The following is an 11,780-nucleotide window of genomic DNA, read 5'->3' as shown; positions in this document are numbered from 1 at the left end:
GAGCGCGCCCGCGGCAGCTACGCCCGGACCAAGGCCCGGGCGGAGCTCCTGGCGCTCGCGGCCGACGCCGCCGACGGGCTCCGCGTGATCGTCGTACGCCCGCACGTCGTGTGGGGCCCCGGGGACACGCAGCTGGTCGGCCGCGTGGTGGACCGCGCGCGGGCGGGCCGGCTGCCCGTGCTGGGCAGCGGCGCCGCGCTCATCGACACCACCTACGTCGACAACGCCGTCGACGCCCTCGTGGCCGCACTGCAGGCCGACGACACCGCGTACGGGGAGCCGTACGTCGTCACGAACGGGGAGCCCCGCCCGGTGGTCGAGCTGCTCGCGGGGATCTGCGCGGCGAGCGGTGCGCCCGTCCCGCACCGGCACCTGCCCGCGGCGCTCGCACGGGGCGCCGGGTCGGTGCTCGACGCCGCGTGGCGCGCACTCCCGCTGCCCGGTGAGCCCCCGCTGACCCGGTTCGTGGCGGAGCAGCTCTCGACCGCGCACTGGTTCGACCAGCGCCGCACGCGCGAGGCGCTGGGCTGGGTACCCAGGGTGAGCCTCGACGAGGGCCTGCAGCGGCTGGCGGCCTGGACGGCGCGGCAGGCGTCCGCGCAGGCTCCCTAGACTCGGCACGTGACTGCTGACCTCGCCCGCGGAGCGCTCCCGCTGCGCCCCGACCTCGTCGGCCTGGAGCCGTACGGCGCCCCGCAGCTGGACGTGCCACACCTGCTCAACGTCAACGAGAACCCCTACGCGCCCGCGCCCGACGTCGTCGCGGACATCGCGGCCGCGGTGGCCGAGGCGGCCTCCGGCCTGAACCGCTACCCCGACCGGGACTTCGAGGCGCTCCGGGGCGACCTGGCCGGGTACCTGCGGGTGGAGTCCGGCGTGGAGCTGGCCACCGCGCAGGTGTGGGCGGCGAACGGTTCGAACGAGATCATGCTGCACGTCCTGCAGGCGTTCGGCGGCCCGGGTCGCACGGTGCTGTCGTTCGCGCCCACGTACTCGATGTACCCGGAGTACGCCCGGGACACGTTCACGGGCTGGGTCGCGGGCAGGCGTGAGGCGGACTTCGGGCTCGACGCCGACGTCGCGCGCGCCGCGATCGCCGAGCACTCGCCGTCCGTGGTGCTGCTGGCCAGCCCGAACAACCCCACCGGCACGGCGCTGCCCGCGCAGACCGTGCTCGCCGTCCTCGACGCCGCCGCGGCCGTGCCGGGCGGGTGCGTGGTCGTCGTCGACGAGGCGTACGGCGAGTTCCGCCGCGCGGGGACCCCGTCGGCGCTCGAGCTGCTGGCCGACCACCCGCACCTCGCGGTGAGCCGGACCATGTCCAAGGCGTTCGGCCTGGCGGGCGCGCGGGTCGGCTACCTGGCGGCGGCGCCCGCGCTCGTCGACGCCCTGCGGGTGGTGCGCCTGCCGTACCACCTGTCGGCCGTGACGCAGGCGGTCGCCCGCGCAGCGCTCCGGCACGCCCCTGCCCTGATGGCCCAGGTCGGGTCGCTGCGCGACGAGCGCGACGCCCTGGTCGTCTGGCTGCGCGAGCGCGGTCTGACCGTGGCGGACTCCGACGCGAACTTCGTGCTCTTCGGCCTGTTCGACGACCGGCACGCGATCTGGCAGGGTCTGCTCGACCGTGGAGTCCTGATCCGTGAGGTCGGACCCGACGGATGGCTGCGGGTGTCGGTCGGCACCCCGCAGGACATGGTGGCGTTCCAGGGCGCCCTGGTGGAGGTGGCAGGACTGTGAGTGCTCCCAAGGGGCGTACCGCGCGCATCGAGCGCGCGACCAGCGAGTCGAGCGTGCTGGTCGAGCTGGACCTCGATGGCACCGGCCGCACCGACATCTCGACGACCGTGCCGTTCTACGACCACATGCTCACCGCGCTGGGCAAGCACTCGCTCATCGACCTCACCGTGAAGGCGACGGGTGACACCCACATCGACGCGCACCACACGGTGGAGGACGTCGCGATCACGATCGGGGAGGCGCTGCGGGAGGCGCTGGGCGACAAGCGCGGCATCTCGCGGTTCGGGGACGCCACGGTGCCGCTGGACGAGGCGCTCGCGCAGGCCGTCGTGGACGTGTCCGGTCGCCCGTACCTGGTGCACACGGGCGAGCCTCCCGGGCAGGAGTACCACCTCATCGGGGGCCACTTCACGGGTTCGCTCACCCGGCACGTGCTCGAGTCCATCGCGCACCACGCCGCGTTCAGCATCCACGTCCGCGTGCTCGCGGGCCGCGACCCGCACCACATCGTCGAGGCGCAGTTCAAGGCCCTCGCCCGGGCGCTGCGGTTCGCGGTCGCGCTCGACCCCCGCGTGGAGGGCATCCCGTCGACGAAGGGCGCGCTGTGACCGACCTCCCCGACGACTTCGAGGTTCCCGACGACCTCTCCTCGCTGGTCGACGGCGCCGACGAGGACCCGTCGGTCGTGCTCGTCATCACGCAGGTCGCCGCGCCGGCTCCGCTCGCGGCGGCCTGCGCGATCGCCAAGGTCGACGTCGACGTCGTGCCGACGCCCATCGGCGCGATCGCGTCCCTGCGCGACCCCGCCGCCGCGTCGGACGGCGCCGCGGCGATCTCGAGGCTGCTCCGCACCATCCCGGTGATCCTGCTGGAGCGGCGCGAGGGACAGATCACCGCCTCGCGGTGGACGGGCGGCGAGCGTGGGGAGGGCCTGCCCGCGGGCCTCGTCCTGTCCGACGCTCCGCCGGTGCTCGAGGACCTCCTGCTCGGATCGGTGCAGGCGGCCGAGGTCGCGGGGATGGTCACCAGCGTCGGCATGTCCCGTTGGCAGGCGATGCGCACGATCGCGAAGCGCGGTCAGGTGTAGCGGTACAGACGGAATCGTTTAGCCGGTCGCGGGCGTCGCGTGCGGGTGGTTGCCTGGCCCGCATGACCCGCCGAAGCCGCACCGTCGCGCTCGTCGCCCTGCTCTGCTCGCTGCTCGGGATGTCGGGGGTCGCCGCCGCCCAGGTCGCCTCCGCCGCACCGGTCCTGTGCGACCAGTGGGGGAGCGCCCCCATCCAGGGTGGCCGGTACACCGTGATGAACAACCGCTGGGGCACCAGCGCCACGCAGTGCATCGACGTCAGCAGCACCGGCTTCACCGTGACGCAGGCCGACGGCTCCGTCGCCACCAACGGCGCCCCCAAGTCCTATCCGGCGGCGTACTACGGCTGCCACTACTCCAGCTGCACCACCAACGGCAACATCCTCAGCCCCAACGGCCTGCAGGCGTCCGACCCGCGGTTCGCCACGATCTCGACGAGCGTGAGCATGACGTTCCCGAGCAGCGGGACGTACGACGCCGCCTACGACATCTGGTTCCACAGGTCCCGGCCGTCCACGACCACCGGCCAGAACGACGGCGCGGAGCTGATGGTCTGGCTCAACCACGCCGGCCCCATCCAGCCGATCGGGTCGAAGATCGGCACGGCGAGCATCGCCGGTGCGACGTGGGACATCTGGTCCGGCTCGGCAGGCTGGAACGTCATCTCGTACGTGCGTCAGCAGCCCACCTCGTCGGCGACCTTCCTGGTCAACGACTTCTGGAAGGACGTCGTGGCCCGCGGGCTCGGCTCGACCAGCTGGTACCTGACCAGCATCCAGGCGGGCTTCGAGCCGTGGGTCGGCGGCGCAGGCCTGACCCTGAACAGCTTCTCCGTCACGACGGACGGTCCGCAGCCGACGCAGAGCCCGACGCCGACGAGCACGCCCACCCCCACCCCGACCTCCGGACCGGCAGGCTGCAGCGCGACCCTGGCGGTCACCGGGTCGTGGCAGGGCGGCTTCCAGGGTGCGGTGACCGTCAAGAACACCGGCTCGGCGATGCTGAGCCGCTGGTCGGTGGGCTGGATCTTCCCGTCGGGCCAGACGCTCAACAACCTCTGGAACGGGGTCGCGTCGCAGAGCGGCTCGCGCGTGTCCGTGGCGAACGCCCCGTACAACGGCCTGCTCGGCGCCGGCGCGTCCACGACGTTCGGGTTCGTCGGCAACGGCGCGGCGCCGGGATCCCCGACCCTCACCTGCACGGGTTCCTGACCTGCGGCGGGACGGACGCCGGCCGTCTCGCGGACCGGCGTCCGTGCATGCCCGGCCGCAGCCGCGGGTACCGTGGTCCGGTGCCCGCCCAGCCCCTCGTCGTCGTGCTCGACCACGGCGCCGACGACCAGTCGGCGCTGGCCGAGGCGCTGACCGGCGCCGGTGCCCGGGTGCTGGTGACGGCGGACAAGCGCTCCGCGCTGGCCGCCGACGGCCTCGTCGTCGCGGGCGACGCACCCGCCGCGGACGTGATGCCCGCCCTGCGCGCGATCGGGGCCGACCAGGTGGTCGACCGCAGGCTTGCGGGCGGTCGCCCGGTGCTCGCGGTCGGCGTCGGCATGCACGTGATGTTCACGGAGATCGTGCAGGACGGCGCCCGCACGGAGGGCCTCGGCGAGTGGGCGGGCGTGGTGGAGGCGATCGACCCCCCGCAGGACCTCACGGCCGTCGACGTGCCCGACGGGTCCGCCCTGTTCGCGGGCCTCGGGGAGGCCCACGTTCACGTCGCCCGCACGCACGCCGCCCGGTCCTTCCCCCTGCTCGACCACTGGCCTGCGGACACCCGCGTCCTGGTCCCGGTCGTCACCTGGTCCGCCGGTGAGGAGCGTTTCGTGGTCGCCGTCGAGAACGGCCCGCTCGTCGCCCTCCAGCTGCGCCCCGAGTCGTCCGGCGAGGCCGGCGCCCGGGTGCTCGCCCGCTGGGTCTCGTCCCTGCCCACCACCGCCCCGACCAGGAGTCACGAATGACCGACCGCCTCGAGCTGCTGCCCGCCGTCGACGTCGCCGACGGGCAGGCCGTCCGGCTGACCCAGGGCGCCGCCGGCACTGAGACGGGCTACGGCGACCCGCTGTCCGCCGCGCTGGACTGGCACGCGGGCGGCGCGGAGTGGATCCACCTCGTGGACCTCGACGCCGCCTTCGGTCGCGGCTCGAACGCGGACCTGCTCGCCGAGGTGACCGCGGAGCTGGTGGGCAAGGGCGTCAAGGTTGAGCTGTCCGGGGGCATCCGCGACGACGCCTCCGTGGAGCGTGCGCTCGGCACCGGCGCCACCCGGGTCAACCTCGGCACCGCCGCGCTGGAGAACCCGGAGTGGACCGCGCGGGTGATCGGCTCGTTCGGCGAGCAGATCGCGGTCGGGCTCGACGTGCGCGGCACCACGCTGGCCGCCCGCGGCTGGACGCAGGAGGGCGGGGACCTCTGGGAGGTGCTGGCCCGCCTCGAGGACGCCGGCTGCGCCCGCTACGTGGTGACCGACGTGCACAAGGACGGCATGCTCACCGGCCCGAACGTCGAGCTGCTGCAGCAGATGTGCGCTCGCACGGACGCCCCCGTGATCGCCTCGGGCGGCGTCTCGAGCCTGGAGGACCTGAGGGTGCTGCGGACGCTGGTCCCGCTCGGGGTCGAGGGTGCGATCGTCGGCAAGGCGCTGTACGCGGGCGCGTTCACCCTGCCCGAGGCGCTGGACGTCGCCGGCCGCCCGTGACCGGACGCGAGCTGCCGCCGTCGTCACCGTTCGCGGGCGACGACGGCACGGCCGACCCGGCCGTCGCGGCCGCCCTGGACGCGATCGACAGGGGTGTCGGCACGGTCGCCGGCCTGGTCGAGGCGCTGACCGGGACCCGGGTGCTGGTGCCCGTGCTGGCCGAGCTCGAGGTCGAGGACACGGTCGTGCACGGCGGTCACGCGCACACGGTGGACAAGGAGGCGTCCGCGGGCATCGTGGCGCTCCGCTCCCCGGACGGCCGCACCGCCCTGCCCGTGTTCACCTCCGTCGCGACGATGGCCGCGTGGCGGCCCGATGCGCGTCCCGTGCCGTCCGACGTGGCGCGCGCCGCGCTCTCGGCGGTCACCGAGGGGTGGGAGGTGCTCGTCGTCGACCCGGGCGGCCCGACCACGGTGCTCGTCCCGCGACCGGCCGTGTGGGCCCTGGCGCAGCAGGAGCGGTGGCGTCCCGCGGTCACCGCCGACGGCGTCGACCCCGAGGTGCGCGCCGCGATCGCCTCGGCGGTCTCGCCGCTGCCCGGGGTGGTGACCGTCGACGCCGTGCCCGGCACGCGTGCGGAGGTGGCCGTCGTCGTCGCTCTCGTGGCCGGCCTGGACCGGCCGGGGCTCGACGCCGTGCTGGCGCAGGTCAACGCCACCCTGGCGGGGGTGGAGCTGGTGGCGGCGCGCGTCGACTCCCTCGAGCTCCGCCCGCGCGCGGCGGTCTAGCGACGCCGGAACGCCCAGGCGAGCGCGGCGGTGCTGAGCACGACGGCCCCCACCAGCTGGGCGCCGAGGACCACGCGGTTGACGTCGAGCGCCGGCTGCCAGCGTGCCCCCGAGCCGTCCACGACGAAGACTCCCAGCGCCGTGACGTGAACGCCGTACCCGCCGCCCCCGCCGTCGCCCTGCTGGCCGCCCGCAGGCACGCCCTCGCCCTCGGCGTCGGCAGGCACGCCCACCTGGCCCGACCCGGAGCCGGAGCCGGTCGCGCCCCAGACGCGGGCGACGGGGATGACGAGGGTGCCGTCGCGCTCGTAGGCCTCGCCGAACACGCGGCGCACCGACAGGGTGTCGCTCACGGCACGGGTGAGGTCGGCGGGGTCGAAGTGCGGGACGGCCATGGGTCCTCCGGGTGGGTCAGCCGGTGCAGGGCGCGGTCGGCGTGAACGACGCCTCGTCGTCCAGCATGGACCGCAGCGTGCTCACGGGCACCACAAAGCTGTGACCGTTCGAGTCCTTGGCGTACACGACGCCGACCACGCGCCCGTCGTCGTCCAGCACGGCCGAACCGGAGCTGCCGGGCTCGACGGGGGCGTCGGTGACCAGCACCTCGCCGAGGTTCTCGTTCAGCGGGTCCGTCCGGCTGGACAGCACCTGCCCGGTGGTCACGGTCAGCGCCCTGCCGAGCGGGTAGCCGACCACGGTCACGGTGGCACCGATCGCCGGGTCGGTCTCGGCCAGCTCCGGAGCGGCCGGCAGGGCGTCCTCCGTGCGGACGATCGCCAGGTCCGCCAGGTCCGCTGTGCTCGTCGCCGCCGCCGTGAGGTCCCGACCGTCGTACGTGTTCAGCTGGAGCGTCGAGGAGTCGGTGACCACGTGCCGGTTGGTCACCAGCGTGTGGTCGTCGAGCGCGAACCCCGACCCCGTCGACAGGGTGCCGCAGCCGATGTTGCGGATGCGCACCGCCATCCGCTGCGCGGAGTCGAAGCCGTCGGGGGAGAGGTTGCCGCTCGAGGTGGGCGTCTGCTGCGGCAGGTCGCTCGGCACGACGTTCGTGGGCACCGGCGCGGGCAGGCCCGGCAGCATGGCGCAGCCGGCCATGGCCAGCATCGCGACGACGGCGCCGCCGCAACCGGCCAGCACCGCGCGTCGCGTCATCGGTCGAGCTCGCGCTGCAGCGCCGCGTTCGCGTCGGTCGCCGTCGCGCACACGGTCTGCACGTCGGACGTGAACCGCGCCAGGTCGGCCGGGTCGTACTGGTCGGAGTCCTGCAGGTAGCCGATGAGGCGCTGCTGCCCGTCGACGCAGCTGGCCAGCGCGGTGGCCACCTGCCCCGCCGCCTGCGACACCCGCGCCTGGTAGTCCGCCAGCTGCTGCTGCGACGCGCTCGTGTCGCCCAGCTGCGCCTTCTCGTCGGCCAGCTGGGTGATCCGCTCCTGTGCGGTCGCCAGCTGCGCGCTGACCGCCTCGAGCTCCGCCCGCGTCGCGTCCAGGTCCGCCTGCGACGCCGCCAGCTGCTCACCCGTGGACCGCGCGAGCGTCTCCCACCGCTGCGTCGAGTCCCGCCACGCCTCGTTGGTGGCGAACATCCGTGACAGGACCAGCCCGGCGCCCACCAGAGTGGCGACCAGCAGGAGTGCCAGGACGACGGTCGCGACGCGTGGCCGACGGCGGCGGACCGGCTCCGGGGACCATGCCACGGGGTCGATGCGCACGACCTCGGTCACCGGCGGCTGCGCGGCCGGGGGCGGGACGTCGCGCGCGAAGGGGTCGTCGTGCTGCATCGGCCCAGGATAGGAGGGCGGCCGGGTCAGACGACCGAGCCGGTGAACTTCTCGCCCGGCCCGTCCCCGGGGGCGTCGGGGAAGGGTGAGGCCTCCCGGAACGCCAGCTGCAGCGAGCGCAGGCCGTCGCGCAGGGAGCGGGCGTGCTGGTTGCCGATGTCCGGCGCCGTGGCCGTCACCAGGGCGGCGAGCGCCGTGATCAGCTTGCGGGCCTCGTCCAGGTCGAGATAGTCCCGCCCCTGCGTCTCGTCGGTGTCAGGGCTCAGCCCGCACTTGACCGCCGCCGCGCTCATCAGGTGGACCGCTGCGGTCGTGATGACCTCGACGGCGGCGACGTCGGCGATGTCCCGCACGGCCTCCGCCTCGGACGTGCGGGGGGCGTCGGGAGTGGTGTGCTCGGCCATGCGCCGATCCTCTCATCGCGTCCTGGGCGTCGACGCCGCGGCACGGCCTGCACTGCTGGTGCGGGCCGTGCCGAGGCAGCCCGTCAGGCGACCGGGAGGCTCGCCGTCGCGGGCTCGCCGGTCTCGATCGGCGCCGTGCCGGCCAGCGCCGCACGCAGCGCGCTACCGAGCCCGGCGTCGACCTGGGTCCAGTAGCCGATCGCGCGCTCGCGGATCTCGTCGCTGCGCACGCCGCCGACGTGACCCGTGATCGTCTCGAGGAACCGCGCCCGCGCGGCGTCGTCGAAGACGTCCCGGTAGAGCGTGCCGGCCTGCCCGAAGTCGTCGTCCTCCGGGTGCAGCGTCGCGGCCGAGCGCTGCAGCACCCCGTCCGACTCCCAGCCGATGGACTCGGCGGCGCGCGCCGGGTCGGCGGCGGCCCCGCCCACGGAGTTCGGCGCGTACACCGGCGTGCTCGGGCCGTTGAACGCGTACCGCGCCGCGCCGTCCTTGGAGTAGGAGTGCACGGGTGCGGCGTGGGGGGCGTTGACGGGCAGCTGCGCGTGGTTGGTCCCCACGCGGTACCGGTGCGCGTCGGCGTAGGAGAAGATCCGCGCGAGCAGCATCTTGTCGGGGCTGGCCGCGATGCCGGGTACGAAGTTGCTGGGCGCGAAGGTCGCCTGCTCGATCTCGGCGAAGTAGTTCGCCGGGTTGCGGTTCAGCTCGAGCTGCCCGACCTCGATGAGCGGGTAGTCCGCGTGCGGCCAGACCTTGGTCAGGTCGAACGGGTTGAACCGGTACCCAGCGGCCTCCGCGTACGGCATGACCTGCACCGAGAGGGTCCACGACGGGTGGTCGCCGCCCTCGATGGCCTCGTACAGGTCCCGGATGTGGTGGTCGGCGTCGGACCCGGCCAGCTGCGCGGCCTCCTCGCCGGTGAAGCTGCGGATGCCCTGGTTGGTCCGGAAGTGGTACTTGACCCAGAACCGCTCACCGGCGGCGTTGATCCACTGGTACGTGTGCGAGCCGAAGCCGTCCATGTGCCGCCACGACGCGGGGATGCCGCGGTCGCCCATGAGCCAGGTCACCTGGTGCGCGGACTCGGGGGACAGCGACCAGAAGTCCCACTGCATGTCGTTGTCGCGCAGGTGGCTGCCCGGCAGGCGCTTCTGCGAGTGGATGAAGTCGGGGAACTTGATGCCGTCGCGGATGAAGAAGACGGGCGTGTTGTTGCCGACCAGGTCGTAGTTGCCCTCGGTCGTGTAGAACTTCAGCGCGAACCCGCGGGGGTCGCGCCACGTGTCGGGGGAGCCCTGCTCGCCGGCCACCGTCGAGAAGCGCAGCAGCGTCTCCGTGCTGACGCCCGGCTGGAACAGCGCCGCGCGGGTGTACGCGCTGACGTCGTGCGTCGTGGTGAACGTCCCGAACGCCCCACCACCCTTGGCGTGCACGATGCGCTCGGGGACCTTCTCGCGGTTGAACTGCGCGAGCTTCTCCACGAGGTAGTGGTCGTGCAGGACGAGGGGGCCGTCGGTGCCGACGGACTGCGAGTGCGCGTCCGAGGCGACCGGCGCGCCGGCGTTGGTGGTGGTGTACGGGACCTGGGTCACTGTGTTCCTTTCACGAGGCCGGGCAGGGCCGACCGGGAGGTACCGCGCGGCCACGGAGCCGGCGGACGAGGGGCGTGCGGGGGAGTCAGGCGGTCTCGGCGGCGCGGCACGCGGGGCACAGGCCCCAGTACGTGACCTCGGCGGTCTCGATGGTGAAGCCCGACGTGGAGCTGGGGACCAGGCAGGGTGCGTGCCCGACGGCGCAGTCGACGTCGCCCAGCGCACCGCAGACGCGGCAGGCGACGTGGTGGTGGTTGTCGCCCACCCGGCGCTCGTAGCGCGCGGGGTGCCCGGCCGGCTCGATGCGGCGCAGCAGCCCGGCGTCGGTGAGGGCGTGCAGCACGTCGTAGACCGCCTGGACGGAGACGGTCGGCAGGGTGCGACGGACCTCGGTCAGGACGGTGTCGGCATCGGCGTGGGGGTGGCGACCGACGACGTCGAACACGCGCAGCCGCGGCTCGGTGACGCGCAGGCCGCGCTCACGCAGAGCAGCGGAGAGGTCCATGGCGCGACCTTCCCATGTATTCTGGAATCATTCAAGTAAGCGTCGCGGGCGCTGTCGAGCAGCCGCGACTCGTGCCAGCGCCGGCCCGTGGTATTCTGGAGAACGACCAGCCGCGTTCTGCTGCCCCGACGTGGGCGGACGGCCGCGGTGTACAAGTGGAGCTGATCCCACCCGAGCATCAACCGCTCGCCTCCTGTCTGCGCAGGGGACGACGACAGAGGCCGGGTTCGGTCCGAGGATGTGCCGCTGAGATGCGGTGCATGCCTGGTGTCGTGCCGTTCGCCGGTGCGCACTGTCGGACTCGTGAGGCCCCCACCTGTACCCAGGACGGGGGCCTTCCTCGTTCCCGGCGGTCGCCCACGACGAACCTGAGGAGCACCACATCAGCGAGCCCCGCATCAACGATCGGATCCGCGTCGCCGAGGTCCGCCTGGTCGGCCCCAACGGCGAGCAGGTCGGCATCGTCCGCGTGGAGGACGCCTTGCGCCTGGCCCAGGACGCCGACCTCGACCTCGTCGAGGTGGCACCTGACGCTCGTCCGCCTGTCTGCAAGATCATGGACTACGGCAAGTTCAAGTACGAAGCAGACATGAAGGCCCGTGAGGCCCGGCGGAACCAGACCAACACGGTCCTCAAGGAGATCCGTTTCCGGCTGAAGATCGACCCGCACGACTACGGCACCAAGAAGGGCCACGTCGAGCGGTTCCTCGCCGCCGGCGACAAGGTCAAGGTCATGATCATGTTCCGTGGCCGCGAGCAGTCGCGCCCGGAGATGGGTGTCCGCCTGCTGCAGCGCCTGGCGGACGACGTGTCCGAGCTCGGCTTCATCGAGAGCATGCCCAAGCAGGACGGGCGCAACATGATCATGGTGCTCGGCCCGGTGAAGAAGAAGGCCGACCAGAAGCTGGAGCAGCGCCGTGCGGCGCAGGCTGCTGCGGCCCGCGAGCAGAACGCGGCCGCCGCTGCGGCCGCCGCGGCTGCTGCGGCCAACCCGGTCGAGCCGTCCGAGACCCCGGCGCTCGCCGAGTCCGCCCCGGTCCTCGAGTCGCCGGTCGTGGCTGACGCCCCGGCCGCGGTCGAGACGCCTGCGGTCGACGAGGCACCCGCCGCCGTCGAGCCGCCGGTCGTCGACGAGGCACCAGCAGCGGTCGAGGCACCGGTCGTCGACGAGGCACCGGAGGTCGTCGAGGCTCCTGCCGCGGCGCCCGTCGCCCCGTCACGTCCTGCCGCACCCCGCCCGGCAACGGCTCGTCCGTCC

General features: G+C 73.6%; 15 protein-coding genes. 9 read left to right on the top strand and 6 right to left on the bottom strand.

The window, feature by feature from the left end; genetic code table 11:
* The 8 genes from RYN42_RS17345 to RYN42_RS17310 all read left to right on the top strand — a co-directional run.
* On the top strand, window positions 1-612 hold a 612-nt coding region (locus RYN42_RS17345), incomplete at its 5' end, for an NAD-dependent epimerase/dehydratase family protein (RefSeq protein ID WP_315098055.1).
* 9 nt (window positions 613-621) lie between these two features.
* Window positions 622-1,737, top strand: a complete 1,116-nt coding sequence (locus tag RYN42_RS17340; protein WP_315098054.1) for a histidinol-phosphate transaminase — start codon at window positions 622-624, stop codon at window positions 1,735-1,737.
* A complete protein-coding gene (hisB, locus tag RYN42_RS17335) occupies window positions 1,734-2,345 on the top strand; it encodes an imidazoleglycerol-phosphate dehydratase HisB (protein ID WP_315098053.1) in 612 nt (203 codons plus the stop codon). Before RYN42_RS17340 ends, hisB begins: the two co-directional genes overlap by 4 nt.
* Window positions 2,342-2,824: a hypothetical protein gene (locus tag RYN42_RS17330; protein ID WP_315098052.1), complete on the top strand. Its 483-nt coding sequence runs from the start codon at window positions 2,342-2,344 to the stop codon at window positions 2,822-2,824. The genes hisB and RYN42_RS17330 overlap by 4 nt, the downstream gene beginning before the upstream one ends.
* A 62-nt stretch (window positions 2,825-2,886) precedes the next feature.
* The gene (locus RYN42_RS17325; RefSeq protein WP_315098051.1) at window positions 2,887-4,035 is read left to right on the top strand and encodes a GH12 family glycosyl hydrolase domain-containing protein; all 1,149 of its coding nucleotides are present in this window, start codon (window positions 2,887-2,889) and stop codon (window positions 4,033-4,035) included.
* Window positions 4,036-4,115: 80 nt separating this feature from the next.
* The gene (locus RYN42_RS17320; protein ID WP_315098050.1) at window positions 4,116-4,781 is read left to right on the top strand and encodes an imidazole glycerol phosphate synthase subunit HisH; all 666 of its coding nucleotides are present in this window, start codon (window positions 4,116-4,118) and stop codon (window positions 4,779-4,781) included.
* A complete protein-coding gene (gene priA / locus RYN42_RS17315) occupies window positions 4,778-5,518 on the top strand; it encodes a bifunctional 1-(5-phosphoribosyl)-5-((5-phosphoribosylamino)methylideneamino)imidazole-4-carboxamide isomerase/phosphoribosylanthranilate isomerase PriA (protein WP_315098049.1) in 741 nt (246 codons plus the stop codon). The genes RYN42_RS17320 and priA overlap by 4 nt, the downstream gene beginning before the upstream one ends.
* The gene (locus tag RYN42_RS17310) at window positions 5,515-6,246 is read left to right on the top strand and encodes an SseB family protein (protein WP_315098048.1); all 732 of its coding nucleotides are present in this window, start codon (window positions 5,515-5,517) and stop codon (window positions 6,244-6,246) included. Before priA ends, RYN42_RS17310 begins: the two co-directional genes overlap by 4 nt.
* Here the strand turns inward: RYN42_RS17310 and RYN42_RS17305 are convergent.
* The 6 genes from RYN42_RS17305 to RYN42_RS17280 form a co-directional block, all read right to left on the bottom strand.
* The gene (locus RYN42_RS17305) at window positions 6,243-6,641 is read right to left on the bottom strand and encodes a spore germination protein GerW family protein (RefSeq protein ID WP_315098047.1); all 399 of its coding nucleotides are present in this window, start codon (window positions 6,639-6,641) and stop codon (window positions 6,243-6,245) included. The genes RYN42_RS17310 and RYN42_RS17305 overlap by 4 nt on opposite strands.
* Window positions 6,642-6,657: 16 nt before the next feature.
* Window positions 6,658-7,398, bottom strand: a complete 741-nt coding sequence (locus tag RYN42_RS17300; protein ID WP_315098046.1) for a serine protease — start codon at window positions 7,396-7,398, stop codon at window positions 6,658-6,660.
* Complete coding sequence (locus tag RYN42_RS17295) at window positions 7,395-8,024, bottom strand: hypothetical protein (protein WP_315098045.1); 630 nt, start codon at window positions 8,022-8,024, stop codon at window positions 7,395-7,397. The genes RYN42_RS17300 and RYN42_RS17295 overlap by 4 nt, the downstream gene beginning before the upstream one ends.
* A gap of 26 nt (window positions 8,025-8,050) precedes the next feature.
* The gene (locus RYN42_RS17290) at window positions 8,051-8,428 is read right to left on the bottom strand and encodes a DUF1844 domain-containing protein (RefSeq protein ID WP_315098044.1); all 378 of its coding nucleotides are present in this window, start codon (window positions 8,426-8,428) and stop codon (window positions 8,051-8,053) included.
* Between the two features lie 83 nt (window positions 8,429-8,511).
* On the bottom strand, window positions 8,512-10,017 hold the full coding sequence (locus RYN42_RS17285) for a catalase (protein ID WP_315098043.1): 1,506 nt from the start codon (window positions 10,015-10,017) through the stop codon (window positions 8,512-8,514).
* Window positions 10,018-10,102: 85 nt separating this feature from the next.
* Window positions 10,103-10,522: a Fur family transcriptional regulator gene (locus tag RYN42_RS17280; RefSeq protein ID WP_315098042.1), complete on the bottom strand. Its 420-nt coding sequence runs from the start codon at window positions 10,520-10,522 to the stop codon at window positions 10,103-10,105.
* A gap of 382 nt (window positions 10,523-10,904) precedes the next feature.
* Between RYN42_RS17280 and infC the strand changes: the two genes are divergently transcribed.
* Window positions 10,905-11,780: translation initiation factor IF-3 (infC, locus tag RYN42_RS17275; protein WP_399552523.1), on the top strand; the 876-nt coding region annotated here is incomplete at its 3' end.

Source organism: uncultured Cellulomonas sp. (assembly GCF_963527515.1).
GTDB lineage: Bacteria > Actinomycetota > Actinomycetes > Actinomycetales > Cellulomonadaceae > Cellulomonas.
Note: the sequence above shows the minus strand (reverse complement) of the source record. Positions and strands in the feature narration are given on the sequence as shown.

What these genes read in the sequence shown, in the direction of transcription:
- priA (WP_315098049.1), top strand. Translation starts at nt 4,778, where the DNA reads ATGACCGACCGCCTCGAGCTGCTGCCCGCCGTCGACGTCGCCGACGGG.
- RYN42_RS17300 (WP_315098046.1), bottom strand. Translation starts at nt 7,398, where the DNA reads ATGACGCGACGCGCGGTGCTGGCCGGTTGCGGCGGCGCCGTCGTCGCG.
- RYN42_RS17305 (WP_315098047.1), bottom strand. Translation starts at nt 6,641, where the DNA reads ATGGCCGTCCCGCACTTCGACCCCGCCGACCTCACCCGTGCCGTGAGC.
- RYN42_RS17280 (WP_315098042.1), bottom strand. Translation starts at nt 10,522, where the DNA reads ATGGACCTCTCCGCTGCTCTGCGTGAGCGCGGCCTGCGCGTCACCGAG.
- RYN42_RS17325 (WP_315098051.1), top strand. Translation starts at nt 2,887, where the DNA reads ATGACCCGCCGAAGCCGCACCGTCGCGCTCGTCGCCCTGCTCTGCTCG.
- RYN42_RS17290 (WP_315098044.1), bottom strand. Translation starts at nt 8,428, where the DNA reads ATGGCCGAGCACACCACTCCCGACGCCCCCCGCACGTCCGAGGCGGAG.
- RYN42_RS17295 (WP_315098045.1), bottom strand. Translation starts at nt 8,024, where the DNA reads ATGCAGCACGACGACCCCTTCGCGCGCGACGTCCCGCCCCCGGCCGCG.